Consider the following 26,844-nt stretch of genomic DNA (forward strand, 5'->3'; position numbering starts at 1 on the left):
GCTATCGTGACGGTCAATTACGGGCCACACAGGACAACAATCTGGGCCTTACGGCGGCAATTATTGCGGTGCTGAACGGGCTCATTTCACGAAAGGTGAAACAATGAACAAGTTTAAATCTCTGATCAGTGGCGTGGCACTGTCTGTCACTTTGGCAACCTCCGCACTGGCGGCTGGCGTCGAAATCAACGCAAGCTCGACCGGTCTAGCCATGCAGGGTTATGATCCGGTGGCGTACTTCACCGCTGGCGAAGCGACAAAAGGCGATTACCGCATCACTGCGCTGCATGATGAGGCCCTGTACCGTTTCGCGTCGGAAGAAAACAAAGCTGCCTTTGAAGCCAACCCCGAAGCGTACCTGCCTGCATATGGCGGCTATTGTGCCTTCGGCGCGGCCATGGGCTTTAAATTCGACGGCGACCCGAACCACTGGAAGATCGTTGACAACAAGCTGTATCTGAACCTGTCCAAAGACATTCAGGAGCGCTGGGAAGGCGACATCCCGGGTTTCATCGAAAGCGCGAGCGCAAACTGGGAAACGATTGCTGAAAAATCCCCGGCAGAGCTGCAATCGCAGTAAAACCTGATTTTTTTCAGGCACAGCGGCGGCGGTTTTTCCGCCGCCGTATGTCATTGAAGACCTCTTGTCCTTCCCATCCGGCGCATCAAGTATCCCAATTCTAAGGGCAATGGCGTTTCGGTACTGCGTTACAGGTCCAGAATTGTGCTGCCGGTCGTTTGCCGCGCCTCAAGCGCGCGATGCGCATCAGCAACCTGATCCAAGGCAAAGCGCTGATCGACATGGATTTTGACCTCACCCCCCTCGACTTTGCCAAACAGGCGACGCGACATTGCCTGACACACCGCATGGTCCGCGATATGTGTAAACAACGTGGGCCGGGTGATCTTGAGCGAACCTTTCTGGCCCAGAACTCCAAGGTTGAACGGTGGAACCGGGCCCGAGGCGTTGCCGAAGGAAATCATCATGCCCAGCGGTTTCAGGCAATCCAGTGATCCTTCGAATGTGTCCGCCCCGACCGAGTCCATCACCACGTCTACACCCTGACCCTTTGTAATCTCAGCCACGCGTTCTGCGAAATTCTCGGACCGGTAATTGATGCAATGCGCGGCCCCGTTAAACCGGGCAAGGCTGCATTTCTCGTCACTCCCCGCCGTTCCGATCAACGTGATGCCTTCTGATTTAGCCCATTGACATGCGATCAGCCCGACCCCGCCAGCTGCCGCGTGGAACAGAACCGTATCGCCCCGCTTCAATGGTGTGGTCCGGTGAAACAGGTATTCAACTGTCAGACCTTTCAGCATCATCGCTGCGCCGGCTTCGAATGTGATGCCATCCGGCAGCGGGCAAACCTGCGCAGCGGGCATCACACGCGCCTCGCAATATGCACCGGGCGGGGCTGCGGCGTAAGCGGCCCGCTGCCCCGGCTGAAGATGCGTTACCCCTTCCCCAACCGCTTCAACGGTACCCGCCGCTTCCATGCCTAAAGCATGTGGAAGATCAAGGGGATACAGGCCGGTGCGTTGATATACGTCGATGAAGTTCAACCCGCAGGCCTGATGCCGAATACGTATCTCACCCGGACCGGGGTCGCCCACTGGCCTGTCTTCGATCCGCAGAACCTCAGGCCCACCAAATTCATGAATCACAACCGTTTTCGCTGTTTGCTGCATCCTGATCTCCTCTTGCCTGCCATCAAGCTAACATGACTGTGACACAGGGCAATCCGTCCGATGCCGGAGTATTGATCCAGATTTCGCAAATTTATGTTATACTGAGGTATGGCGTTGCCGGTTGGACCGGCCACGGGCAACTGAATGCCGGATCCGTTCCGCGGCGCAAGTCTCGCCAGGGAAGGGTGAAGAAATGGCTAAGACAATCGGAAATCCGATCAGCTGGGCAGCCCAGGCACTGGGCGCCACAAGTGACCACGTCACCGAAAGCGTCTCGCAACTTGGCAGTGCAGATCCAACGCAAGTACCAATGGTGCAGACCTTGACCCTGCAAGACCTACGGGCCTGCCTGAGGGCGGGGTATCAGGATTTTCTCGAAACCCGAGCGGATGTCGTATTCATTGTCCTGGTTTATCCGATCGCCGGGCTTTTGATGTTCGGCTTTGCCCTGAACGCCAATCTGGTTCCGCTTCTGGCCCCTCTGGTCGCTGGCTTCGCGCTGATCGGACCTGTTGCGGCCGTGGGCCTCTATGAGATCAGCCGTAAACGTGAACAGGGCAGCGAGGTTCACTGGCTGGACGCATTTGGTGTGCTTCGATCGCCGTCGTTCGGAGCAATTCTGGTTTTGGGGTTTTACCTAGTAATGCTGCTGCTGCTTTGGCTAATGGTGGCGCAAAGCATTCACACCTACACGATGGGCCCCGAGGTTCCTGCGTCGCTCAGCGCATTTGCCACACAGGTGTTTACGACCTCTGCGGGCTGGACGATGGTCATTGTCGGAACTGCGGTTGGGTTTGTTTTTGCCCTTTGCGCTCTGGCGATCAGCGTGGTCAGTTTTCCCTTACTGCTGGACCGCAAAGTGGGCCTGCCGGTTGCTGTTGTGACATCATTTAGGGTGCTGCGTCACAACCCCGGAGTCATTCTGACATGGGGATTCATCGTGGCAGTGCTTTTATTCCTGGGGGCTTTGCCATTGCTGTTGGGGCTTATCGTGGTGATGCCCGTTCTGGGTCATGCCACGTGGCATCTGTATCGCCGCGCCGTTGCGTGAACGCGCGGGACACGCCCGCGCATTCAAAACTCAACCCGCGATCTTCAGAACAATCTTCCCAATATGGCCCGAGCTTTCCATGCGCGCATGGGCGGCGGCTGCCTCGGTCAGATCAAACTCGCTGTCCATCACGGGCGCAACTTTTCCGGCATCCAACAGAGGCCAGACAGCTTCGCGCAGGTCCTGCGCGATTTGCGCCTTGGCCAGATCGCTTTGCGGGCGCAGGGTGCTGCCGGTCAGGGTCAGACGCTTGACCATCATCAGGGCAAAGTTCAGCTCGACCACAGGCCCTTGCAGAAACGCGATTTGCACCAGCCGCCCATCCTCGGCCAGAGCTTTAACGTTGCGCGGAATGTAACCACCGCCAACCATATCAAGGATCAGGTTTGCCCCACCTTCGGCGCGCATGGCTGCTACGAAATCCTCGTTTCGATAGTTGATCGCCTTTTCCGCGCCCAGCTTGACGCAAGCCTCACATTTCTCATCCGACCCAGCCGTGGCAAAAACGCGCGCGCCAAAGGCATTGGCCAGTTGGATTGCCGTCGTACCAATCCCACTGGACCCACCGTGAACCAAAAAGCGTTCACCTGCCTTCAACCCGCCACGCATGAACACGTTGGACCAGACTGTAAAGAATGTCTCGGGCAGACACGCTGCCTCTTTCATTCCCATACCTGCAGGCACTGGCAAACAATGGGCCGCTGGGGTCGAAACGTATTCCGCATATCCTCCGCCCGGCAGCAGTGCGCAGACCCGATCGCCGACAGACAGTCCTTCAACCCCCGCACCAACTGAAACCACTTCGCCCGAAGCCTCAAGCCCCGGCAGGTCGCTGGCACCCGGCGGAGGATCGTAAGCGCCCGCGCGTTGCAAAGCGTCGGGGCGGTTCACCCCGGCATAGGCCACTTTCAATACAACCTGTCCGGCCCCCGGCTTAGGGATATGGCGTTCGGTCAGCTGCAAAACATCGGGACCACCCGGTTGAGTGATCTCAACAGCACGCATCATTTGGGTCATAGGCACCTCCTTTGCCCAATGCCTAACAGGCATCAGAGGCAAGGCCCAGCACCAAGACGCGTTACTTTCTGGGGTTCAACATGCCTGGCAGATCACCCCGCATCTTGGACGGTGCCCTCACCTGACCCGCCAGCCAGTTCGGAACTGCAAGAAAGGGTTTCAACACCGGGTTGTCACGCACCTGAGCCTTGAGCTTTTCGAACTCCATGACATTTGCGATCCGGCGATCCAGAAACTCCCACGTGCGCTGATGGTTCGGGCTGTCATCGCCCAGCCAGAACAGCAAGGTCGAGGAATAGACCCCCGACAAGGTTGCCCGTTTGGTGTACCAGTTCACATCTTCTGACGTATCGCCCAGCGTGTCCCAGATCAGATCGCAGGTCTGCCATAACGCCTTGGCCCCATCGGCCGCATATGCTGGCAGGGAAAACAGCGTCATGCCCCGGCGCACCAGCTCTTTGTCTTCAACAGCCTGCAACCGGAACCTGACCGCAGCGGCAATCTTATCGCGGAATTTTAGACCGCTCATGTCCTCGGACCTGAGGCGGTCCAGCATCACCTGATCGCCGCGCGCATGAAAGGCCAGTGCCAGATCAACCGCCCCGCGCGGGCAAATTGCACGTGCCAAACCGTCATCCAGACCACAATCGGAAACCGAGGCGCGAAAGCTGGTTTCCGACCAGCCGTCGAAAGGAACATGATTCAGCATCGCGTCCAAAAGCTGCCGTTTTGCATCTTCATATGTTGTGGTCATGACGGTTCTCCGGTTGTCAGGTCCAGTACTAGACAAGTTAGGGCGGCTTTGCTATACGGCCAACTCCTGCAATTTCCTTGCAACTCTATCTAGAAAGGTGGTGACAACCACATGCAGGTTAGTGTTCGCGACAATAACGTCGATCAGGCGCTTCGTGCCCTGAAGAAAAAGCTGCAGCGCGAAGGCGTGTTCCGTGAAATGAAGCTCAAGCAACATTTCGAGAAACCGTCCGAGAAGAAAGCGCGCGAGAAAGCTGAAGCGATTCGCCGTGCCCGTAAACTGGCGCGCAAGAAAGCCCAGCGCGAAGGTCTGCTCTGAGATCTTTGATTTCGTCCAGCTTTGGATGACACTATTTGACGACCCCCGAGGCATGGCCCCGGGGGTTTGTCGTTTCAGGGCTCGGATACAATCCGCCGACTCGTGGTTCAGGTTGTGCGGCAAGCTGCCATTTCCGTACAGGCAGTGTTTTGCCCGGCGCTTTGCAGCGCAGCGAATCTCGTCTCGGTAGCATCGGGCCGCCAAAACTCGCCTGAATTGCGCCGCCCTCTATCACCCGCGACGTCCCCGCCTCTAAGTGAGCCCGTCCGCAAGGACACAAACACAAACGGAGGCAAATATGTCGACTGCAAGTACAAACGAACGCGAGATGCTGGCGCTGATAAACCAGGAGCGCACGTCCCGCGGTCTCAACCCGCTGCAACTTGAAACGCAGCTGAACGACTCGTCCGAAGATCACAGCACCTGGATGCTGAATACAGACACCTTCAGCCACACCGGTTCAGGCGGTTCCAGCGCAACCCAGCGGATGCAAAACGCGGGGTTCGATCTTGAAGGAAGCTGGCGCACCGGGGAAAACATCGCATGGCAGTCCGAACGCGGCGCGCCGGGTATCAGCGACGATGTCGCCCAGTTGCATCAAAACCTGATGAACAGTCCGGGTCACCGCGCCAATATCCTAAACCCGGATTTCAAATATATCGGGATCGGGATCGAAGCCGGTGACATGCAGGGCTTCGATGCGGTGATGGTTACGCAAAACTTTGCCGCAACCGACGCGGCTGTCATGCTGGACAACGGCAATACAAACGCGCCGCCCGTTCCCCCGACAACACCGGATGAAGTTGCAGAGCCCGAGGAACCGGAAACCGAAACCCCAGATACTGACGTCACCGAGACCGAGGAGCCTGGGACTGAGACCCCCGAAACCGAGGAGCCGACACCCGAGACACCGGACACCGACGTCACAGAGACGGAAGAACCGGACCCCGAAACGCCTGATACCGACGTCACTGAGACCGAAGAACCGGAACCTGAAACCCCCGGTACCGAGGAACCAACACCCGAAACACCGGACACTGACGTAACCGAAGCTGAAGAACCGGAACCTGAAGCGCCCGATACTGACGTAACCGAAACCGGGGAACCGCAACCTGAAACACCCGATACCGAAGTCGTGGATGGCGGTGAGCCGGAAGCCTTCTGCTTTGACATTCAGGCCTTTCTGGATGAAATCGCCAGCTTCCTTGAAAACCTGCAAGCGCAGTTAGACGAGTTTGATTGGGCCGACGACATGAATGACGGCACTGATGTGGCAGATGTCGACGACGTCGATATCATGCCGACCCTAGATACCACCCCGGAGACCGAGATTGAGCCTGTCGACACCGAAACAGCCGAAGACGATGGCTGCGATGTCTTCATGATCAATATCTTCACCCATGACTGCATGATGGATGCAGCCTGATCACTTGAAATTGTGCGAGGTCGGCCCTGCCGGCCTCGCATGCGTTACTCAGTAAATCTTTGGGACGTAAAGCTCGTCTGGCAAAACCCGCCGCTCGTATTCAGGATTGTACCGACGGTCCGGCAAATTGACCTTTTCCTGTGGCACGTCTTCGTAGGGGATTCTGGTCAACAGATGCTCAATACAATTCAGACGTTCGCGTTTCTTGTCATTGCCCTCAACGATATACCACGGCGCTTCGGGTATGTTGGTTCGGAACAACATGTCTTCCTTGGCCTTCGTATACGCCTCCCAGCGAATACGGGATTCAAGATCCATCGGTGACAGTTTCCACTGTTTCATCGGGTCGTGAATACGCATGAGGAACCGCAGTTGCTGCTCTTCATCCGTGATCGAAAACCAGTATTTCAGCAGAATGATCCCTGACCGGACCAGCATCCGTTCAAATTCGGGAACGTCCTGAAAGAACTGTTCGACCTGATCCTCGGACGCAAAGCCCATCACCCGTTCAACCCCTGCCCGGTTGTACCACGAGCGGTCGAACAACACGATTTCACCCGCGGCAGGCAGATGCGGCACGTAGCGTTGAAAGTACCATTGGCTCTGCTCGCGGCGACTGGGCGCTGGCAGAGCAACCACACGGGCGACACGGGGGTTCAGACGCTGCGTGATCCGTTTGATCACGCCCCCCTTGCCCGCACTGTCACGGCCTTCAAACAGGATACAAACCTTGGCACCAGTGTGCTGCACCCAATCCTGCACCTTGATCAACTCGGCCTGCAATCGCAGCAGGTTTCGGAAATAGACCTTGCGATCCAGCATTTCGGGGTGCTGGTCCCGATAGATTTTGCGGACTTCCATCGACAGCATAGGCTCGCTGAACTCGATCTCGAAATCTTCGTCCAGCGTGTCTTCCAACTCGGCCTCAAGCCAGTTCTTGGTGCCCCCATCGTTTTCGTAAGCCAAGATCAGCTCCTTCTCAGTCATCGGGTTCGAACCATATCGGGCCTGTGTAACCGCCTGATGTCATCAGATAAATTGAAGCCGATCCGTTGCAGCAGTCTCAATCGGAAATCAGGGTCTGGACGGGTATATGGTCTTTTACCCGAATGTGTACGTCTGGCCCAAAGGATACAAGCACAAGAATTGACACAAGGCATCAGTCGCGCGCTTTCTAGTTGCTTGCATTGCCTTGTTTTTGTGCAGCATGACTGAGTCCACAATTCAGACGAGAACGCCGTGACGTTTTTCTTTTCGACATTGCCGGTCACCTGGCCCTGGCTGATCTTGATCACAGCGCAAGTCGCGGCGATGGGGCGACGATCCGGACTTGCGTATGCCCTGCTGATTCTGTTCGTCAGTGTCGCCTCGGTTACCGGACTGATGTCACCGACAGCAATCGTGGCAGTGGCGCTTGGTCTGATCGTGGCCTTCTTCCTCCCACGCCATACAGGTCTGCTGGCTATTGCGGGGCATACGCTGTTGATCCTGTGGTGCCTGGCATTGGGGGCACATCTGTTGCCAGGATTCAACAATTTGAAACTGCTGGATCAGGTGCAGGCAAGTGCCTCGAGCACAAGTTTCACACTGCACCTGAATCTGGACAAACCCATGGTCTTCTTTGCCGTTCTTCTGGCTTGGCCCGGAATGCTGAACAGCCCAATCAAGACCAGAATAAAACCTTTGCTAGCGGGTTTTCTGATTCTGCCCGGCCTGTTTCTGCTGGGTCTATCGCTGGGCGCCGTGCGCATGGACCTCTCAGCCCCTTATTGGTGGCTGGTATTTTGCCTGTCCAACCTGTTTCTGACTTGTCTTACGGAAGAGGCGTTCTTTCGCGGCTACTTGCAGTCGGCCATTACCTTGCGCCTTGGGGCAACAGGCGGTCTGGTCGCTGCCAGCCTGCTCTTTGGATTGGCGCATATCGGCGGAGGACCCGCGCTTGTGGTATTCGCATCCCTTCTCGGGCTGGGGTGCGGGTTGGGATATTTTGCAACCGGTCGGCTTTGGGTGCCTGTTGCGATGCATTTCGGGTTCAATCTGACCCACCTGCTGCTGTTCACCTATCCCGGCCCGTTATGACGGTCAGACCGGCAAGGCCGTGGTCTTGAACACGGTACGCAGCGCAAATGAACTTTGCATCTGCGCCACCCCAGGCAAGCGCGACAAGTATTGCCGGTGGATACGCGCGAAATCTTCTGTGTTTTCCGCCACGACCTTCAGAATGTAGTCTGCGGTTCCGGCCATCAGATGGCACTCCAGCACATCTGGTATTCGGGCCACCGCCTTTTCGAACACATCCAGAACCTCTTCGGCCTGGCCTTGTAGCGTGATCTCGACAAAGACGGTGGTAGGCACGTTCATTTTCCGCGCATCCAGCAGAGCCACGTAGTTGCGGATATAGCCGTCAACCTCCAACCGTTGAACGCGGCGGTGGCACGCAGACGGAGACAGGTTGACCTGTTCAGACAGTTCCGAATTCGACATCCGGCCATTCTTCTGAAGTGCGGCCAGAATCTTTCGATCAGTCGTGTCTAGGCTCATTCCTGCAATTCCTTTGCGAGTTTTCCGGATAGTACGGGAAATTCTTCCAAAGAAAAGTCCGTTGGCACGTTTTCTTTCACAGAAATTGCGCGGCAAAATGCACATAATTTAAGCAGCTTGTGAACGGAGAGCCCAATGAAAATCGGTTGCCCCAAGGAAATCAAACCTCAGGAATTTCGCGTCGGGATGACGCCCAATGCCGCTCAGGAAGCGGTCGCACGCGGACACCAAGTCCTGATCGAATCCGGTGCAGGCATCGGCGCAGGTTTCGACAACGACGCCTATGTCGCCGCTGGTGCGCAAATTATTGACACCGCGGAAGAGGTGTTTGCCACCGCTGACATGATCGTCAAGGTCAAGGAACCGCAGGCTGTGGAACGCAAGATGCTGCGTGAAGACCAGCTGCTGTTCACCTATCTGCACCTGGCTCCGGACCCGGATCAGACGCATGACCTGCTGGAGTCGGGCTGTACCGCAATCGCCTATGAGACCGTAACGGATGCCAACGGCGGTCTGCCGCTGCTGGCACCTATGTCCGAGGTCGCGGGTCGTCTGGCCCCTCAGGTCGGATCCTGGACCCTGCAGAAGGCCAATGGCGGCCGTGGGGTTCTGATGGGTGGCGTTCCCGGCGTCGGCCCGGCCAAAGTGGTTGTGATTGGCGGCGGTGTCGTAGGGACACACGCGGCCAAGATTGCCGCCGGAATGGGGGCTGATGTCACCGTTCTGGATCGGTCGCTGCCGCGTCTGCGCTACTTGGACGATGTCTTTGGCGGAACTTTCAAGAACCAGTATTCGACAGCAGGTGCGACCGCTGAACTGATCCAGGACGCCGATATGGTCATCGGTGCTGTTCTGATCCCCGGCGCAGCCGCACCAAAACTGGTGTCGCGTGCTCAGCTGTCGACGATGAAACCCGGCGCAGTACTGGTGGATGTCGCCATCGACCAAGGCGGTTGCTTTGAGACGTCAAAAGCCACCACCCATGCCGACCCCATCTACGATGTCGATGGCATCATGCATTACTGCGTTGCCAACATGCCGGGTGCTGTCGCGCGCACTTCGACCATCGCACTGGGCAATGCCACAATGCCGTTCATGTTGTCGTTGGCCGACAAAGGATGGAAACAGGCATGTCAGGACGATCCGCACCTGATGGAAGGTCTGAACGTTCATGCTGGCAAACTGACATACTATGCCGTTGGCAAGGCCCTTGGCATCGATGTTGTTTCGCCAAATGTGGTGGTCAAATCGTAAGTACCTCCACTCCTGAAGTTGCCTGTTGATGGCAATTTTCAAGATGGCGCGGTCGGTATCGAACCGACGGCTTTCACAAAAAAGGGCACCGCGTTTCTGCGCGGTGCCCTTTTCAACACGCGGAAGGGATGAATGCTCGCCCACACAATGAGCGCCAGCTGTCACCCCTGTTTTTGAATTTCGACCGAATGCGGATACGGAATCGAAACACCTTTGGCGTCAAACGCCTCTTTAACCGCCTTCGTAAGCTCGAACTTGACGTCCCAGTAATCGGCTGCGGCACACCATAGCCGCGCAGTCAGATCGACCGAACTGTCACCCAGATTCGTGACCCGAACCCAGGGTTCAGGGTCGCTGTGAATGCGCTGGTCGGCCTTGGCCACATCCAGAATGATCTGCATGGCGGTATCTGCGCTGTCCGCATAATCAATTCCAAACACCAGATCGACACGTCGTGTGTCATGGGCTGAATAATTGGTGATGATCGACCCCCATGCCTGACCGTTTGGAACAATGATCTGCACGTTGTCGGGGGTCACAAGCTCGGTCGTGAACAGGCTCAGGTCCATAACGGTTCCTGCCGTGCCACCGATATCCACATACTGTCCCAGCTTGTAGGGCCGGAAAACCACCAACATCACACCGGCCGCAAGATCACTCAGTGTACCCTGAAGTGCCAACCCAACAGCCAGTGACGCAGCGCCCAGAATGGCGACGATACTGGTGGCTTCTATCCCGAAGATCCCCAGAACTGCGACCAGAACTATGGCCAGAATTGCCCACTTGATCACACTGGCGGCAAAATTTCCGAGTGTCGGGTCGATCTGCGGCGTTCTGTTGATCCGGCGGCGTACAACACCCGCGATCATTCGGGCGGCGATCCAACCCAGAACAAGAACGATCAGAGCCTTCGCTGCATTCAAGGCAATGGGCAAGTATTGATTGGCCATACCAATCGCCTGCTCAGCCAAGTCGGCGGTTTGTTCCATCTCGAATTTCCTCGTGTTTTCTGTTCGTCAATTCTAATAAAACAGGCTCCGCGATTGGTGCGGAGCCCGATGTCGCAACGAAACGACAGATCTACTTCTTCAAAGCGTCCCGGATTTCCATCAGGATGTCCAGTTCGCTGGGACCTGCGGGTGCCTCTTCAACCGCTTCTTCCTCTGCTTCGGCAGCGTCTTTGACCTTGTTCACCATTTTTACCAACATGAAGACGACCCAGGCGATGATCAGGAAATTGATGATCGCCATAATAAAGGCACCATAGGCAAAGACGGATGCGCCTGCTTCACGTGCCGCTTCAAGGCTGGCACCTTCGGCCACGTCGCCTGCAAGAACGGCGTAATTGTTCGTAAAGTCGATACCCCCTGTGAACAATCCAATAAGCGGATTGATCAGATCGCCCACCAACGAGGTAACAATTGCGGTAAACGCGGCACCGATAATGATACCAACCGCCATGTCCATGACATTGCCCTTGGCAATGAATGTCTTGAATTCTTCCAGCATAGCATCCCTCTTGTTTTCTAAGACCACGCTTCTGTTCACGCATGAGCGCATAGGAATTGTGCGTTAAACGCATGAATAAGGGTATGTTTTTTAGGGGAAAGCCACCCTATTTTTCCCCAAATGGCATTTCTCAGGAGTTACCATGTCTCAACTTGCGCCTTTTTTCGTAACCGACAGATGGCCTGCAAAAGATCCCAAGGTCCTTCAACTCTACTCCTATCCAACGCCAAACGGCGTCAAAGCCTCGATCATGCTTGAGGAAACCGGCCTGCCCTATGAGGCGCATCTGGTGACCCTGGCAGACTCGGATGTCAAAAGTCCCGAGTTCCTGTCGCTGAACCCGAACAACAAGATCCCGGCGATAATCGACCCCAACGGACCCGACGGTGCACCGCTGGCCCTGTTCGAAAGCGGTGCAATCCTGCTGTATCTGGCCGAGAAAACGGGCAAGTTCCTTGGCCAAACCGCAGCAGACAAGCACCGGATCACCCAATGGCTGATGTTTCAGATGGGCGGCATCGGGCCAATGTTTGGCCAGCTCGGGTTTTTCTACAAATTCGCTGGCAGCGCGATAGAAGATCCGCGCCCGCGCGAGCGTTACATCAACGAAGCCAAGCGCCTGCTGAACGTGGTGAATACGCAACTGGAAGGACAAGACTGGATCGCGGGCGAATATTCCATCGCGGATATCGCGCTTGCCCCGTGGCTGAATGCACTGGATTTCTATGGCGCGAAGGATGTCGTTGATTGGGACGGCTATTCCAATGTCGTCGCTTATGTTGATCGTTTCTTCCAACGCCCAGCGGTTCAGCGCGGCAAAGCCATACCGGCACGAGACTGATAACAGTTGAAAGAAACGGGGCGCCAAACCGGCGCCCCTATTATCGATCAGCCAGGCAGAGCACCTGTCAGCACGTAACGCAGAATTTCGACCACCTGAGCGGGTTCTTCCGCCACGGCCAGTGCGGCGGCATCAACTTCTTTCAGCGCGTGCTGATGATCCGGGCCGTGCAGAACGATGATAGACTTGCCCAGTGCTGCAGCATAACCCGCGTCAAAGGCGGCGTTCCACTGTTTGTACTTGTCACCAAACCTGACGACGACAACATCCGCATCCGCAATCCCCTTGCGGGTCCGGATCGCATTGACCATCGCTCCCTTGTGGTCGTGCCAATACTTGTTCGGCTCGGCCCCAAGAATGGCCACACCACAATCATCACTGGCCGCGTGATCAGTAACAGGGCTGTTGAAGGTCACGTCCAAGCCTTGCGCCCCATCGATGATCTGTTCACGCCAGTCAGTGTGGATTTCTCCGGAAAGATAAACGTTCAGGCCCATGGCAAACTCCGCTGTTGTTTCCGACCAATTTAAGGGTCCCACACCCAAAGCCCAACGCGAATTCCGGAAGAACCTTACATTTTACGAGCCACTAGGAATCGGCGGGCGTCACGTAAGGGGAAACTGTCGCTCTCGATGATGCTGAACCCGGCGCGTTCAAGGGCCGCATCAAGATCCGCCTCAGGCAGGAATCGCACAAACGGAGCCTTACCAAAGAACTGCATGATCGGAAGCGCGAGACGAATAGCGTAATACTTCAGGCTCGCCGCACTGGACGGTCGGCAAAATGTTTTCGAAATAAACAGTCCGCCGGGTTTAAGGACCGAATGTACTTGGCTCAATGTCAGATCCAGATCTTCGACCAGGTGCAAAAGATTGAATGCCAGCGCCGCATTAAATGAACCCTCAGGCGGTCGATTTGCATCAGCCTCGGTAAAGGTGACGTTTTCGATGCTTTGCGAAGCGGCGTTTCGACGTCCAACGGCCAACATACCGGGGGACACGTCGGTTGCAGTGATAGATCCTACATATCCGGACAGCTTCAGAGCAGTCATACCCGTGCCGCACCCAAGTTCCAGAACATCATCGGTTTTCTTCAGGTAAGACGCTGTCCGTTCCAGCGTTTGCTCGTACGAAGCCATGTCTTTGATAGGCGAGCGGGCATATTTCTCGGCCACTCCATCCCAGAATTTCGCAGTGGTGGTCATTGAGGGGTCTCCTTTCGGAGAGAATTTATTCATGCGCAGACCGAATATAAATTGCCGAAATTTGCAGGTTTACTATACATTTTTGTATGAATGAGTTTGGCGATTTTGATTGGAACCACATCCGGGCCTTTCTGGCGACGGCTGAAACCGGGTCATTTTCCGCAGCGGCACGGCAGCTACGGCAAACCCAGCCTACGCTGAGTCGTCAGATAGCAGCGCTTGAACAGGACCTGGGCGTGATGCTGTTTGAACGGGCTGGCAGAACTCTTGAGATCACTCAGGCCGGATTGGAGCTGCTGGATCATACTCGCAAAATGGGGGACGCCGCCAACCGCATCGCGCTGACGGCGTCCGGACAGGCACAATCCATTGAAGGCCGGGTTCGCATCACCGCCAGTGACGTGATGTCGGCCTATGTCTTGCCCGACCTGCTGCGCGAAATCCGGGCGCAAGCCCCGCGCCTGCGGATTGACGTGATTGCCTCAAACGATATTCAGGATCTTATGCGGCGCGAGGCAGATATCGCGATCCGCCATGTCCGTCCTGATCAACCCGACCTAATCGCGAAGCTGGTACAGGAGGCGTCGGGGCATTTCTATGCAACCACAGAGTATCTCAACCGTGCGGGACGCCCGAAATCAAAGCAGGACCTTTCACGGCATGAGTTCATCAGCTTTGGCGACAACAATCAGATGATCGCCTATCTGAAGCCGCTTGGCATTCACCTGACCAACGAGAATTTCCGGCTTGGGTCTCAGAACGGAATAGTGGCTTGGGAATACGCCAAACAAGGCTTTGGCATAGCGCCCATGTCGCAGACCGTCGGTGATGCGGCACCAGGTATGGAGCGTGTGTGCCCCGGGATGGAGGCTATCACATTTCCGATCTGGTTGACCACGCATCGCGAGTTGCACACCAGCCGCCGCATCCGGCTGGTCTATGACTTACTGACCAAGTTCCTGTCCAAATAAAAAACGCGCCCGAAGGCGCGCTTTCCATTGGAGCCTCAGAGCTCTAACCGCGAAGGACCCCACCCGTCGCCTTGGCAACCTTGGCAATGATCTTCTCGGCCACAGCTTCGATGTCTTTTTCCTTCAGAGTCGCCTCGGTCGGTTGCAGGCGCACTGTAATGGCAAGGGACTTTTTGCCTTCGCCAAGGCTGCCGCCGATGAATTCGTCAAAGACACGCACGCCCTCAATCAGTGCCTTGTCAGCGCCTGCGGCTGCGTTTACCAGCGTCAGCGCTTCGACATCGGCATCGACGACAAAAGCAAAATCACGCTCGACCGCCTGCAAGTCGCGCAGTTCCAGCGCAGCGCGGGTGGCACCGGATTTGCGGGGCAAAGGCACTTCGTCCGGCCAGATGGTGAATGCCATTGCCGGACCTTTTATGTCCATGGCCTGCAAAATGCGTGGGTGCAGCTCTCCGAAGACACCCAGTACTTTTTTCGGGCCCAGACAGATTTTGCCATGACGACCCGGATGCCACCATGGATCGCCGTCGCGCAGAATCTGAACCTTTTCGGGCGCGCCAATGGCGGCCAGAACAGCCTCGACGTCTGCCTTGGCGTCGAACACGTCCACTGGGCGCGCAGCACCGTGCACATCCTTGGGGCCAGAACGTCCTACCAGCAGGCCGGTGATCTGGGTTTTCTGATCACCCGGCTCGCCATTGTGAAAGACCGGACCGACCTCGAACAGGGCGACGTCCGCGAATCCGCGCGCCTGATTGCGGGCGGCAGCCTGCAACAGGCCGGGCAGCAGATCGGGGCGCATATGGCTCATCTCGGATGAGATCGGGTTTTCCAGCATGGTCGTAGTATCGCCACCACCGAACAAAGCCGCCGAAGCCTGATCAATGAACGTATAACTGACGCATTCGTTATAACCCAGCGCCGCGCAGGTACGGCGCGCCATGGACTGACGGCGCTGCGCCGGGGTCATCACCGGTTTCGGTATCCCCTCGGTCACGCGCGGCAACGGCCGGCCTTGCAGCTTGGTCAAGGAAGCAATCCGCGCGACCTCTTCCACCAGATCAGCCTCGCCCAGGATATCCGGGCGCCAGCTGGGGACATGGGCCATCTCGCCTTCCAGACGAAAGCCCAGACGGGTCAGGGTCTGTCGCTGTTCGCTTTCGGGAATATCCATCCCGACCAGAGACTGCACCCTTTCCGCATTCAGCTTGTAGGCGCGCGCATGGTTCGGCGCTTTGCCAGCCTCAACCACGTTGGAGGCTTCTCCGCCGCAGATATCCAGAATCATCTGGGTCGCGTGTTCCAGCCCCTCGCGGGTGTATTCCGGGTCAACACCGCGCTCGAACCGATAGCGCGCGTCGGAATTGATCTTGAGCGCACGGCCTGTGAGCGCGATTTGCACATGATCCCAGAACGCGCTTTCGAGGAAAACGTTTACCGTTTCCTCGGTACATCCGGTTTCCTCACCGCCCATGATGCCCGCAATCGATTCCGGGCCTTTGTCATCCGAAATCACCATCATTCCGGGTTGCAGCGTGTATTCTTTTTCATCCAGCGCGACCAGCGTCTCTCCGCCTTTGGCGCGGTGCACCCGCAGGTTGCCCTGCACCTTGTCGGCGTCGAACACGTGCAACGGGCGGTTGTGATCGTAGGTCATGTAATTGGTGATATCCACCAGCGCCGAGATCGGACGCAGACCTATGGCCTTCAACTGATCCTGCAGCCATTGCGGGCTGGGGCCATTCTTCACGCCACGGATCAGACGACCGGTGAAATGCGGCGCTCCGTCCAGCGTGTCTTCTTCGATTGACACCTTGATCGGACACTCGAAATCACCCGGAACAGGCGTATAATCACGCTGCTTCAACGTGCCAATTCCACGCGCGGCCAGATCGCGCGCAATCCCTTCAACCCCCAGCGCATCCGGACGGTTCGGAGTGATCGCGATTTCGACCATCGGGTCGACTTTGGATGGGTCGTTTTCTGCAAGCCAGTCCACGAATGTATCACCCACTTCGCCCGAGGGCAGTTCGATGATGCCGTCATGTTCATCCGACAGCTCCAGCTCACGCTCGGACGCCATCATGCCAAAGCTCTCGATACCGCGGATCTTGCCGACGCTGATGGTCAGGTCCAGGCCAGGGATGTACATGCCCGGTTTGCAGACCACGACGGTGATCCCTTCACGCGCATTGGGCGCACCGCAGATGATCTGTAGCTCGCCCTCGTCCGTATCGACCTTGCAAACGCGCAGCTTGTCTGCGTCGGGGTGTTTTTCGGCGTGTTTCACATAGCCCAGTGTAAAACCTGCCAGCCGTTCGGCCGGGTTCACGATCTCTTCGACCTCAAGCCCGAGATCGGTCAGCGCCTCGGCGATTTCATCAACCGAAGCATCAGTGTCGAGGTGGTCTTTCAGCCAGGACAGAGTGAATTTCATTGCACGGGGCCTTTTTTGGCAAACATCCAGTCGGCACAGGCAATGGCAAAGAATGCGCCGGGGTGCAAGCTCTGCGCGTCACGGATACGTGGGGGTGCGGCCCAAAAGCTCATCCAGCTGCCATCCGATCCAGCCATGGGGGATGAAATGTCCACCGGGATGCGTGTCCAGCATCACCTGCCCCTGCGTGCAATCGGTCCATTCCACTCGGCTAAGGGTCAGGAACGGTTCCACACTCCAATCACCCCGCGGGGTGGCTGCATCGCAGCCGTATTTCTCACGCCACAGCGCCACCGGATACGTTGTATCGCCACCCGGACCAAACGGGAAATCCATCACCGTGTCATCTGTCCCATGGACATGCCGCACCTCTTGCGGGGCTTGCGGGCAGGTCTCGGTCTGGCGGAGTGTTCCGGCCACACCCAGCAGCGCCGCGATATCATCGCCGGTTTCGCAGACAAAGCGCCACGCCATCGCACTTCCAAAGGAATAGCCTGATACATAGATGCGGGTCGCGTCGATCGGATAGCGCCGGGCGACATCCTCAAGCACCCGGTCGGCAAAAGGCACATCATCCGAGCTTGCGGACCAGAAATCCCAGCTTTTGCCCAGACCGTTCGGGGCCACCAGCAGCACACCCCGACGTTTCGTGGCCCCGGCAATCCGTTCGTGGTTCACCACCACGGTCCCCTGCCGGGACCAGCCATGGAAATGCAGCAGCACCGGCAGAGGTGTTTCACCATCCCAGCCATCAGGTTCTAAAACGTGATACGAGCGGTCACCGAGATCACAGACAATATCGCCGTGGCATTCGGTTTTCCAGGGCCCCATGGCAAAGGCGGGCCCGGTCATCAGCAGAAGAAGGCAGAGCAATCGACAGATCATGCGCCCGACCCTAACGAGGCATTCCGCCCTGTCACTTAACATATCGGTGTGGTCCGAACGTAGGCCGGGCTTCAGCTCGGCACCCACCCATCGCACATGGCGGGCTGAAGCCCGCCCTACGTCAGGTCAAAGCATCAAGCCGCGCTTAGCAGCCAAACCAACTGCTCACCACCACTTCCAAAACCCGCAATTGCGTTTGTAAATGAGGTCCTGAGTTTTTTCTCTCTGAATTCTATCGCGCATCTGAAACACAGCAGGCCGCAAAAACTCGAAACCAGCAATTAGAATTCCGGGCAAGAACAGAAGTGCCGATGCAACAAAAGCAATCAGAACTGCAACCGGCTGGCTTTTCCAAACCCACAGCACAAAAGTTGGCGTCACAAACATCGCGAGGAACAAACACAAACACCAAAGCAGTGGATGCCTAGAAGCCTTTTGCCTCCACCAATCCTTATATGCGGTCAGCCAGTCGTCCGATGTGCTCTCTACCGCGACAAACCACCATGCAGGTTTGGCATATCCAGCGCTGCAAACCCGTAGTGGCGCAGCCAGCGCAGGTCGCTATCAAAGAACGCCCGCAAATCCGGAATGCCGTATTTCAGCATCGCCAGACGGTCGATGCCAATCCCGAACGCAAAACCCTGATAGACCTCGGGGTCGATCCCTCCAGCGGCGATCACCTTGGGGTGAACCATGCCGGAACCCAGAATCTCCATCCAGTCGTCGCCCTCGCCGATCTTCAGCTGGCCGTTATCCCACGAACAGCGGATATCGACCTCGGCCGACGGCTCGGTGAAGGGGAAGTGCGAGGCGCGGAAGCGCAGTTCGACATCATCGACCTCGAAGAATGCTTTCACGAACTCTTCCAGAACCCATTTCAGGTTCGCCATCGAGATGTCCTTGTCGATGGCCAGCCCCTCGACCTGATGGAACATCGGCGTGTGGGTCTGGTCGTAATCGGCGCGGTACACGCCGCCCGGACAGATTACGCGGATCGGTGCACCCTGTTTCTCCATCGAGCGAATCTGGACAGGCGAGGTATGGGTGCGCAGCACATGCGGCGGGCGGTCATCACCCTCGGCGCGGTGCATATAGAACGTGTCCATCTCGGCCCGTGCGGGGTGGTGACCGGGGATGTTCAGCGCGTCGAAATTGTACCAGTCGTCTTCAACACGCGGCCCTTCGGCCACCGAGAAGCCCAGTTCAGCAAAGATCGCGGTCAGTTCCTCGGTCGCCTGGCTGATCGGGTGGATTGACCCCTGACGGCGCGGGCGGGTCGGCAGGGTGACGTCCAGCCATTCGGTCCGCAGGCGCTCATCCAGTGCAACATCGGCCAGCGCGGCTTTCTTGGCGGACAGCGCCGAGTTAATCTCATCCTTCAGGGCATTCAGCGCCGGGCCTGCGACCTGACGTTCCTCGGGCGTCATCTTGCCCAGCTCGCGCATCTTCAGCGCGACCTCGCCTTTTTTGCCAACAGCCGCGACGCGGATCGCCTCAAGCGCGTTTTCGTCGCCTGCTTCGGCGATTTGGCCCAGATACTTTGCCTTAAGATCGTCCATGACGGCCCTCTGAATTTGGTCGAGAACCTGCTATCGGCCCCGCCCCGCGAATGCAAGCGGGACGGTGCGCATCAATAGCTGTATTCGGGATAAATCCGGGTCAGGTCGCCATTCCAGTCGCCATTGTAGTGTTCCAGCAACTCATCTGCCGGAACCTTGCCGGTGTCGATGCTTTCCTTCAACGCGTTCAGGAAATGCGTCTCATCCGGGACCAAACCACCAGCACCAGGGCGCGCACGGGCTTTCAGGCCCGCCTCGGAGATTGCCACAACTTCACGCGCCAGATCATGCATGTTGACGTTGCCAACCTGCGCTTGAAGCCCGTCTTTGGCCGCCGCAACACGCAGCGCCTCGCGCGTTTCAGCATCCCAGCCCTTGACCAGATCCCACGCCGCATCCAGCGCGGTTTGGTCATAGGTCAGCCCGACCCAGAAGGCGGGCAAGGCGCAAAGCCGTCGCCAAGGGCCACCATCCGCGCCGCGCATCTCCATGAACTTCTTGATCCGCGCTTCGGGAAAGGCCGTTGTCAGGTGATCGGCCCAATCCGACAGGGTCGGCGTTTCACCCGGCAATGCAGGCAACTCACCCTTGAGGAAATCTCGGAACGACATGCCCAGCGCATTAATGTACTGCCCGTCGCGGTAGACGAAATACATCGGCACATCGAGCGCGTATTGGACATAGCGTTCGAATCCAAAGCCATCCTCGAACACGAAGGGCAACATGCCCGTGCGCGCATCGTCCAGATGTCGCCAGATATGGCTGCGCCAGCTTTTCTGACCGTTCACTTTACCTTCGAAGAACGGAGAATTGGCAAACAGCGCCGTCGCTACCGGCTGCAATGCCAGCGCCACGCGCAGTTTCTGTACCATGTCGGCTTCGGACCCGAAGTCGATATTAACCTGAACGGTACACGTCCGCCGCATCATGGCGCGGCCCATGGTGCCGACTTTTTCCATATAATCGTTCATCAGCCGATACCGCCCCTTGGGCATCAGCGGCATCTGGTCATGCGTCCAGATCGGCGCCGCGCCCAGACCGATGAATCCCACACCGATCTCATCGGCGATATCCTTCACCTCGCGCAGGTGAGTGTTCACCTCATCGCAGGTTTCATGGATCGTCTCCAGAGGGGCACCCGACAGCTCCAGCGCGCCACCCGGTTCAAGGCTGACATTTGCGCCGTCCTTTTCAAGACCGATCAGATGACCGGATTCACGGACCTCTCCCCAGCCGTGGCGATCCCGCAACCCCTCCAACACGGCGACAATGGATCGCTTTCCTTCAAAAGGCAGAGGTTTCAGCGTGTCCTTGCAATAGCCGAATTTCTCATGCTCGGTGCCGATGCGCCAATCTTGCTTGGGTTTGCAACCCGATTCCAGATATTCGGCCAGTTGTTCATGGCGTTCGATCGGACCGCCGCCGGACTGAGGGATGGACATGAACCGTGCTCCGATCCTGCTGTGTCTGTTTTGAAGGTCAAGTGGTGGTCGTAAATGGCGCCAGTGTCAATGCAACGGCAGATGCGCCGGGCGCGACGGTGTACGTTCCCAGATAACGACCGGATGCTGCGATTTGCCGTTGAGTTCCGATAGCATTTGCTCGGTTTTGAGGCCCGGCAGGTTTGAGAATACGTCGAACAATGCCTCGGCTCCTTCTGCATTCACAGGAATGTGAAGCGCTGGCTGGCCCGGCTGATCCAGAACCCAATGTGCAGGGTCGGAGGTCGGGTCAAGGGCCAGACGCTCAATTTCGCGGGACGCGACGATGCCGCCATCCAAGGGGCCCAGATAAGTGATCTGACCTTCATCAATCGTCACGACACCTTGCCCCCCCACACCTGTTCTGAAGCGCGCGCGCTGTATGCCGATCACAGTCAAAGCCGCTGACATGACAATCAGAAACCAGCCTACCCAAGCCAGCAGCCCACCCGGCCCGCTGATCCAGCTCAGACCAAGGATCAGGACAAAAGCCGCAACCAGAACCTCGCGCCAACGCCAAAGCGCCAGTTTTGCCTCGGGTCGGATGAAACTCATGAGAGCACCCTTTGCGGTTCCTGCAGCAAAGCGACCTTGTACCAACCCACCTGTTGGAACCCAATCGCCTCATAGGCACGGGCGGCAGGTGCGTTGTTCGCAAATAGGATCGCGGCCGCCGCACCCTCGGATTTTGCTTTCTGCATCAATGCGGTCGTAACCCGTCGACCCAGGCCACGATTTCTGTTTTTACGTGGAACAAAAACACCACCGACCTGAACTTGGTCGTGAACCCTGGCATTCACGGATGCCATGGCAACCGGCGCGTCGCCTTCCATCAGGACAATCGCCCTGCCTGCGGTCATTTCCGCCTCGACGCGCTCTGCGGCAAGCTCACGCGCCTCTTCGCCTGCGGCCTGTCCGGTATCCTCGATGTAATCCGCGAACCAAGTGTGCAGTCTTGACCGATCCTCGGCGCGCAAATCGCGATAAGGAACAGGTGCCTCAGTCAGACCTCGCAGGTCACGTCGATAAAGCGGTTCATCGTGATTCAACCGGTACTTCGCCTTCCCCAATCCCAGAGCGCCCAACGTCAGCTCGACCTGAGGTGCATCTCCCGTCATACCCAAAACGGTTTCGCCTTCGATCATCCGCGCGAAACACTCGACAGCTTCGGTTTCGGCGTTGGGCAATTGAACCATCAGATAGCCCTTCTTGCCGAGCCCGAAGACACCCCGGACCTGATCCTCACCCCAGATGAAGTAGCGGCTGGAATATTCATTCGCATTCAACCCCACCCCGTGGGCCGCCAAATTGCTGCGCAAAAACATTGAACTGTCAGGGTAGCGGGACAGAAACCTCTCAAGCGCCGGGGCATCCGATTGAACCGCCTCGCGAATCACGACCAATCCCCCAATGCCTGCTGCCACATGGTCAATGCGGCCACCGCCGCTGTATCCGCCCGCAGAATACGCGGGCCAAGACTGACCACATGCGCATAGGGTAAAGCCGACAGCCGCGCACGCTCAGCGTTGGAAAACCCGCCCTCCGGGCCGATGAGAATCGCCCAGGCGCGCCCTTTTTCATTCGCTGCCAGCCGCAGGGCCGAACCGACCTCGGCTTCGTTGCAGAACATCAACTGTCGACCTTCAGGCCAGGTCTTCAGCACGCGGTCCAGCCGCTGAAGGTCTGCCACCTCGGGCACGTAGGTTCCTCCGCATTGTTCAGCGGCTTCGATTGCATGAGCCTGAAGCCGGTCTTGCCGGATACGGTCTGCGTTGGTGAATTCGGTCTGAACTGGCAGGATGCGAGCCGCGCCCATTTCAGCGGCTTTTTCAACAATGAAATCAGTGCGCGCCTTTTTGATCGGCGCAAACAGGAGCCACAGGTCGGGGGGCAGCTGCAAAGGTTTGGTCTGCCTGACACAGGTCAGAGCTCCGCCGCGTTTTCCGGACTCGGCCACCTCGGCCAGCCACTCTCCATCTTTGCCGTTAAACAGCGCCACTGCTCCGCCAACCGGCAGTCGCATGACGCCAAACAGATAGTGCGCCTGATCGCGCGTCAAAGGAACCGATTGCCCCTGACCCAAGGGCTGCTCTACATACAGTCTGATTTTCGCACTCATGAGACCTACATATGCAAGGCAATGCCCCAACACCAGATGGTCAAGTCGCCGATGCCGTCACCGGCAACTGGGTCGACACATATGCCCCAGCCTTTGCCCGACCGTATCTGCGCCTCAGCCGCGCGGACCGGCCCATCGGCACATGGCTGTTGCTGCTTCCATGTTGGTGGGGGCTGGCGCTGGCCATCCTGCATGACGGTCAACCGCGTTGGGAAGATCTGTGGATTGCCCTAGGCTGCGCATTCGGAGCTTTTTTGATGCGAGGTGCCGGTTGCACGTGGAACGACATTACAGACCGGGAATTCGACGCACAGGTTGAACGCACACGCTCGCGCCCGATACCGTCGGGGCAAGTCAGTGTCCGGCAAGCTGCGGCCTGGATGATACTGCAAAGCCTTCTGGCGCTCGGCATTCTTCTCAGCTTCAATCAGGCGGCGATTGCCATGGGTGTGTTATCTTTGCTGCCGGTGACCGTTTATCCGTTTGCCAAGCGGTTTACCTGGTGGCCTCAGGTTTTTTTGGGGCTGGCCTTCAACTGGGGCGCATTACTGGCTTGGACGGCGCATAGCGGGTCGCTCGGCTGGCCTGCTGTCACGCTGTACCTGTCCGGCATCGCCTGGACCCTGTTCTATGACACGATCTATGCACATCAGGATACCGACGATGATGAACTGGTCGGCATCAAATCCACCGCGCGCCTGTTCGGCACCGACACGGCGAAATGGCTGAAGTATTTTCTGGTCGCAACAGTATCGCTGATGGGGCTGGCCATTATTGATGCCGGGGTGCCTGACGCGTCAATTCTGGCGTTGGGGGTCGCGCTTTGCGGCCCCTGGGCCATGGGCTGGCACATGATGTGGCAATTGCGCGGGCTTGATACCGAAGACAACGCCAAGCTGCTGCTGCTGTTTCGGGCCAACCGCGATACCGGCTTTATTCCGCTGATCTTCCTTTGCGTCGCCTTGTTGCTCTGATTGCACCCGCTGAACGGGGCCTGTAAAGATCGGCGCAAACGCCTGAGGAGTGCCAAACCCAAACATGCGTCTGCCGTATTTTATCGCTGTTTCCCTGATCTTTCTTGTATCAGCTGGCCTGTCACTTCTGGCGGCCAGCTATGCTGTTACCGAGATCGAAGAATCATCGGAACTCGCTGTACGGCGCTCGCTGGACCTGAAAGGACACGATTGGGCCGAGGTCGAAGCCGATGGTTTGCGGGTGGTCCTGACCGGTACAGCGCCAGATGAAGCGACCCGCTTTAACGCTCTGACCGCCGCGGGAACCGAAGTTGATACATCCCGCGTAATCGACGAAATGGAGGTTATCGCAACTTCCGCCCTCGCAGCACCGCGCTTTTCGGTAGAAATCCTGCGAAATGACAGTGGAATTTCGGTGATAGGTCTGATCCCGGCCAGTGAGAACAGGGACAAGCTGATCCAACGGCTTGGCAATCTGGACAGATCTGTTGCCATTTCGGACCTGATGGAAACAGCAGATTACCCGAAGCCCAAAGGGTGGGATGCCGCAATATCTTACGCGTTGGAGGCCCTGACCCACCTGCCCCGCGCCAAAATTTCCGCCAACCCGGATCTGGTCAGGATCACGGCAATTGCCAACAGTCAGCAAGAAAAACAAAAACTGGAACGCGACCTGACCCGTAGGGCACCGCCCAGTCTGCGGGTTGGGCTGGCGATTTCAGCACCTCGCCCGGTCGTCACACCATTTACTTTGCGTTACCTGATCGACGAAGAAGGCGGGCATTTTGACGCCTGCTCGGCGCAGGATGAGAAGGCACGTGACCGAATCGTGGCCGCCGCGAAAAACGCCGGGTTGACGGGGCCTTATTCCTGCACCGTCGCCTTGGGCGAACCATCGCCACGCTGGCCAGAAGCAGCCGAGAAAAGCATTCAGGCGCTGTTCAGGATAGGCCAGGGTTCGGTCACCATGTCAGATGCGGACATTACCCTGATCGCAGCGGAGGGAACCGATCCTGCGGTGTTCGACCGGGTTGTGGGCGAGCTTGAAACCGAGCTGCCTGCGGTCTTCGCATTGCACGCCGTATTGCCCGAGCCTGAGACAACGAACCCAAATGGCCCGGTCGAGTTCTCGGCGACCCGCAGCCCTGAAGGGCTGGTGCAATTGCGCGGACGGCTGGGTGATGAAACTCTGCGCGACATGGTCGACAGCTACGCGCGCGCGGCCTTTGGATCCGATCAGGTATATACTGCCACCCGCATCGTTTCGGATCTCCCGGCGGACTGGCCTGTACGTGTTCTGGCCGGTCTGGAGGCTTTGGGTCAGCTCCACAACGGCGTATTGACCGTTACACCCGATACGGTCGAACTGATCGGCCTCAGCCACGAAGAAGACGCCAAGGCCCGCATCGCAGGTCAATTGTCCGACAAGTTGGGCGAGGGGCAGGAATACACCCTGACCATCACCTATCAGCCCCCACCGGAACCCGAGGACGCCCTGCCCGACCCGGAAGTCTGCGAGGCCCAAATTGCTGAAATTCAGGCCACCAGCAAAATCGCCTTTGAGCCCGGATCGGCCACGATTGCATCAGACTCGCGCGATGTGGTGAACCAGATTGCGGATATCCTGCGCGACTGCGGTCCGATCCGTATGGAGATTCAGGGCCACACTGACAGTCAGGGCCGTGAAGAGATGAACCAACAACTCAGCCAGGCGCGGGCGCAATCCATTCTGAACGAGCTGCGCGGGCGGCGCATTCCTACCAGCAGCTACACCGCCGTGGGGTATGGGGAAACGCAACCCATCGCTGACAACGACACCGAAGAGGGTCGGGTAGAAAACCGCCGGATCGAGTTCCGTCTGATCCGCCCTGAGCCTGTTGAGAGTAGAGAAACAGGCCTTGAAGCGCTTGAGGCCGAGGCTGCGACTTCCGCAGAGGACCAAACCGACACGACCGCACCAGATGCGGATGCAGGGGACCAGTAAGTTGAACAGAACAGAATTCGTCATTGTAACTGCCATTATCCTGTTCGCCGCCTTCTGCATGGGCTGGTTTGCCAACTGGTTGGCGCACCGCCTGTCCCGAGTAAGTCAAAGCGACGTTGCCGATCTGGACCGGATGAGTCAGGAGTTGCACGAGGCCGAGGAAACCCGCGATCAGGCCATCACCTATTTGCAGCAACGTGAGGCCGAATTGACAAACCAGCTGACCCAGACAGAGGCCGAGCTGGCAGCCGCTATGGATGGCCTGCGGGCCGCGCGTCAGGAGGCCGAAGAACTGCGCGGGCGGATCAATAACGCGGATTAAGCATACGACCTTGCGCCGCCGCCCAAGTTTGCAAGAATAAACGGTCGCTAAATCACTACCACCGGGTCAGCGCGTCTTCGTCTTCGTCTTTAGCTGCGACCCATTCCGCACCAGAGTGGGTGATTTCCTTCTTCCAGAAGGGTGCGCGAGACTTCAGATAATCCATCAGATATTCCGCTGCCTCAAACGCATCTTTACGATGCGGTGCAGCGGTCGCCACCATCATGATCCTGTCTCCCGGGGACAGGCGGCCATGACGATGGATCACCAGGACGTCACCCAATGACCACCGCTCCTTGGCTTCCTGGGCAATCTTGGTCAGCGCCCGTTCCGTCATACCCGGATAGTGTTCAATCTCCATCACATCCAGATCACCGCTTGCCAGGTCGCGCACAACGCCAGTGAAGGTGACAATGGCTCCGTTGGCATCATCCCCGGCGGCAAAAGCATTGGCCTCGGCGCCCAGATCGAATGCTTCCTGCTGAACAGCGATCCGCATCGC

At 57.6% G+C, this 26,844-nt stretch carries 28 protein-coding genes; 11 read left to right on the forward strand and 17 right to left on the reverse strand.

The genetic code is table 11. From position 1 onward, the window contains the following. Positions 1-103: 103 nt before the first annotated feature. Entirely contained in the window at positions 104-580 is a 477-nt protein-coding gene (locus tag ACR0DY_RS06360) for a YHS domain-containing (seleno)protein (protein ID WP_480773364.1), read from the forward strand. A 128-nt stretch (positions 581-708) separates the two neighbouring features. Here the strand turns inward: ACR0DY_RS06360 and ACR0DY_RS06365 are convergent, their stop codons facing one another. Further along, positions 709-1,692, reverse strand: coding sequence for a quinone oxidoreductase family protein (locus tag ACR0DY_RS06365; protein ID WP_209506634.1), 984 nt, complete (start codon positions 1,690-1,692; stop codon positions 709-711). A gap of 193 nt (positions 1,693-1,885) precedes the next feature. On the opposite strand from ACR0DY_RS06365, the gene ACR0DY_RS06370 reads away from it, so the two are divergent. Next, positions 1,886-2,743: a DUF2189 domain-containing protein gene (locus ACR0DY_RS06370; RefSeq protein WP_480545864.1), complete on the forward strand. Its 858-nt coding sequence runs from the start codon at positions 1,886-1,888 to the stop codon at positions 2,741-2,743. Between the two features lie 30 nt (positions 2,744-2,773). Here the strand turns inward: ACR0DY_RS06370 and ACR0DY_RS06375 are convergent, their stop codons facing one another. Together ACR0DY_RS06375 and ACR0DY_RS06380 are read right to left on the reverse strand one after the other, a co-directional pair. Then, positions 2,774-3,760 carry an NAD(P)H-quinone oxidoreductase gene (locus ACR0DY_RS06375; protein ID WP_480539034.1) on the reverse strand — a complete coding sequence of 329 codons (987 nt, stop codon included), beginning with the start codon at positions 3,758-3,760 and terminating at the stop codon, positions 2,774-2,776. A 61-nt stretch (positions 3,761-3,821) separates the two neighbouring features. After that, positions 3,822-4,514, reverse strand: coding sequence for a COQ9 family protein (locus ACR0DY_RS06380; protein WP_480483033.1), 693 nt, complete (start codon positions 4,512-4,514; stop codon positions 3,822-3,824). 111 nt (positions 4,515-4,625) lie between these two features. Between ACR0DY_RS06380 and rpsU the strand changes: the two genes are divergently transcribed. Both rpsU and ACR0DY_RS06390 read left to right on the forward strand, forming a co-directional pair. Beyond that, on the forward strand, positions 4,626-4,832 hold the full coding sequence (rpsU, locus tag ACR0DY_RS06385) for a 30S ribosomal protein S21 (protein WP_005614280.1): 207 nt from the start codon (positions 4,626-4,628) through the stop codon (positions 4,830-4,832). A 298-nt stretch (positions 4,833-5,130) separates the two neighbouring features. Beyond that, the gene (locus ACR0DY_RS06390; protein WP_480483031.1) at positions 5,131-6,258 is read left to right on the forward strand and encodes a CAP domain-containing protein; all 1,128 of its coding nucleotides are present in this window, start codon (positions 5,131-5,133) and stop codon (positions 6,256-6,258) included. A 48-nt stretch (positions 6,259-6,306) separates the two neighbouring features. Here the strand turns inward: ACR0DY_RS06390 and ppk2 are convergent, their stop codons facing one another. Next, positions 6,307-7,224 carry a polyphosphate kinase 2 gene (gene ppk2 / locus ACR0DY_RS06395; protein ID WP_209506639.1) on the reverse strand — a complete coding sequence of 306 codons (918 nt, stop codon included), beginning with the start codon at positions 7,222-7,224 and terminating at the stop codon, positions 6,307-6,309. Between the two features lie 273 nt (positions 7,225-7,497). Between ppk2 and ACR0DY_RS06400 the strand changes: the two genes are divergently transcribed. Next, complete coding sequence (locus ACR0DY_RS06400; protein WP_480486571.1) at positions 7,498-8,337, forward strand: CPBP family intramembrane glutamic endopeptidase; 840 nt, start codon at positions 7,498-7,500, stop codon at positions 8,335-8,337. A 3-nt stretch (positions 8,338-8,340) separates the two neighbouring features. Here ACR0DY_RS06400 and ACR0DY_RS06405 read toward each other — a convergent pair whose 3' ends face one another. Next, positions 8,341-8,799: an Lrp/AsnC family transcriptional regulator gene (locus ACR0DY_RS06405; RefSeq protein WP_209506641.1), complete on the reverse strand. Its 459-nt coding sequence runs from the start codon at positions 8,797-8,799 to the stop codon at positions 8,341-8,343. 135 nt (positions 8,800-8,934) lie between these two features. Between ACR0DY_RS06405 and ald the strand changes: the two genes are divergently transcribed. Next, positions 8,935-10,053, forward strand: coding sequence for an alanine dehydrogenase (gene ald / locus ACR0DY_RS06410; RefSeq protein ID WP_480545862.1), 1,119 nt, complete (start codon positions 8,935-8,937; stop codon positions 10,051-10,053). A 161-nt stretch (positions 10,054-10,214) separates the two neighbouring features. Here ald and ACR0DY_RS06415 read toward each other — a convergent pair whose 3' ends face one another. Together ACR0DY_RS06415 and mscL are read right to left on the reverse strand one after the other, a co-directional pair. Beyond that, positions 10,215-11,003: a mechanosensitive ion channel family protein gene (locus ACR0DY_RS06415; RefSeq protein ID WP_480545983.1), complete on the reverse strand. Its 789-nt coding sequence runs from the start codon at positions 11,001-11,003 to the stop codon at positions 10,215-10,217. 130 nt (positions 11,004-11,133) lie between these two features. Continuing rightward, positions 11,134-11,562 carry a large conductance mechanosensitive channel protein MscL gene (mscL, locus tag ACR0DY_RS06420; protein WP_480483027.1) on the reverse strand — a complete coding sequence of 143 codons (429 nt, stop codon included), beginning with the start codon at positions 11,560-11,562 and terminating at the stop codon, positions 11,134-11,136. 142 nt (positions 11,563-11,704) lie between these two features. Between mscL and ACR0DY_RS06425 the strand changes: the two genes are divergently transcribed. Beyond that, the gene (locus ACR0DY_RS06425) at positions 11,705-12,403 is read left to right on the forward strand and encodes a glutathione S-transferase family protein (protein WP_480483025.1); all 699 of its coding nucleotides are present in this window, start codon (positions 11,705-11,707) and stop codon (positions 12,401-12,403) included. Between the two features lie 47 nt (positions 12,404-12,450). On the opposite strand, the gene ACR0DY_RS06430 is transcribed toward ACR0DY_RS06425, so the two are convergent. Together ACR0DY_RS06430 and ACR0DY_RS06435 are read right to left on the reverse strand one after the other, a co-directional pair. Next, a complete protein-coding gene (locus ACR0DY_RS06430; protein WP_480545861.1) occupies positions 12,451-12,900 on the reverse strand; it encodes a YtoQ family protein in 450 nt (149 codons plus the stop codon). 74 nt (positions 12,901-12,974) lie between these two features. Continuing rightward, entirely contained in the window at positions 12,975-13,607 is a 633-nt protein-coding gene (locus ACR0DY_RS06435) for a methyltransferase domain-containing protein (protein ID WP_480545859.1), read from the reverse strand. Positions 13,608-13,693: 86 nt separating this feature from the next. Between ACR0DY_RS06435 and ACR0DY_RS06440 the strand changes: the two genes are divergently transcribed. Next, positions 13,694-14,578: a LysR family transcriptional regulator gene (locus tag ACR0DY_RS06440; RefSeq protein WP_480545858.1), complete on the forward strand. Its 885-nt coding sequence runs from the start codon at positions 13,694-13,696 to the stop codon at positions 14,576-14,578. Positions 14,579-14,621: 43 nt separating this feature from the next. Here the strand turns inward: ACR0DY_RS06440 and pheT are convergent, their stop codons facing one another. The 7 genes from pheT to ACR0DY_RS06475 form a co-directional block, all read right to left on the reverse strand. Continuing rightward, positions 14,622-17,018 (reverse strand): phenylalanine--tRNA ligase subunit beta, encoded by a 2,397-nt coding sequence (gene pheT, locus ACR0DY_RS06445; RefSeq protein ID WP_480545856.1) that lies wholly within the window; start codon positions 17,016-17,018, stop codon positions 14,622-14,624. 78 nt (positions 17,019-17,096) lie between these two features. After that, entirely contained in the window at positions 17,097-17,903 is an 807-nt protein-coding gene (locus tag ACR0DY_RS06450; protein ID WP_480483015.1) for a CE1 family esterase, read from the reverse strand. A gap of 485 nt (positions 17,904-18,388) precedes the next feature. Next, positions 18,389-19,462: a phenylalanine--tRNA ligase subunit alpha gene (gene pheS, locus ACR0DY_RS06455; RefSeq protein WP_480483013.1), complete on the reverse strand. Its 1,074-nt coding sequence runs from the start codon at positions 19,460-19,462 to the stop codon at positions 18,389-18,391. 71 nt (positions 19,463-19,533) lie between these two features. Beyond that, a complete protein-coding gene (locus tag ACR0DY_RS06460; protein ID WP_480483011.1) occupies positions 19,534-20,904 on the reverse strand; it encodes a glutamate--cysteine ligase in 1,371 nt (456 codons plus the stop codon). 66 nt (positions 20,905-20,970) lie between these two features. Then, positions 20,971-21,498, reverse strand: coding sequence for a hypothetical protein (locus ACR0DY_RS06465; RefSeq protein WP_480483009.1), 528 nt, complete (start codon positions 21,496-21,498; stop codon positions 20,971-20,973). After that, positions 21,495-22,340, reverse strand: coding sequence for a GNAT family N-acetyltransferase (locus ACR0DY_RS06470; RefSeq protein ID WP_480483007.1), 846 nt, complete (start codon positions 22,338-22,340; stop codon positions 21,495-21,497). Before ACR0DY_RS06470 ends, ACR0DY_RS06465 begins: the two co-directional genes overlap by 4 nt. Further along, a complete protein-coding gene (locus tag ACR0DY_RS06475) occupies positions 22,337-23,062 on the reverse strand; it encodes a 16S rRNA (uracil(1498)-N(3))-methyltransferase (RefSeq protein ID WP_480486558.1) in 726 nt (241 codons plus the stop codon). Before ACR0DY_RS06475 ends, ACR0DY_RS06470 begins: the two co-directional genes overlap by 4 nt. Before the next feature lie 11 nt (positions 23,063-23,073). Between ACR0DY_RS06475 and ubiA the strand changes: the two genes are divergently transcribed. From ubiA to ACR0DY_RS06490, 3 genes are all read left to right on the forward strand, one after another. Next, positions 23,074-24,036 (forward strand): 4-hydroxybenzoate octaprenyltransferase, encoded by a 963-nt coding sequence (gene ubiA, locus ACR0DY_RS06480; protein ID WP_480545855.1) that lies wholly within the window; start codon positions 23,074-23,076, stop codon positions 24,034-24,036. 64 nt (positions 24,037-24,100) lie between these two features. Next, positions 24,101-26,020, forward strand: coding sequence for an OmpA family protein (locus ACR0DY_RS06485; RefSeq protein WP_480897959.1), 1,920 nt, complete (start codon positions 24,101-24,103; stop codon positions 26,018-26,020). A 1-nt stretch (position 26,021) separates the two neighbouring features. After that, entirely contained in the window at positions 26,022-26,342 is a 321-nt protein-coding gene (locus tag ACR0DY_RS06490; RefSeq protein WP_267365430.1) for a hypothetical protein, read from the forward strand. A gap of 55 nt (positions 26,343-26,397) precedes the next feature. Here the strand turns inward: ACR0DY_RS06490 and ACR0DY_RS06495 are convergent, their stop codons facing one another. Continuing rightward, positions 26,398-26,841, reverse strand: a complete 444-nt coding sequence (locus ACR0DY_RS06495; RefSeq protein WP_480545851.1) for a molybdenum cofactor biosynthesis protein MoaE — start codon at positions 26,839-26,841, stop codon at positions 26,398-26,400. Between the last annotated feature and the right edge of the window lie 3 nt (positions 26,842-26,844).

The sequence above is a fragment of the Ruegeria sp. O6 genome, assembly GCF_056535045.1.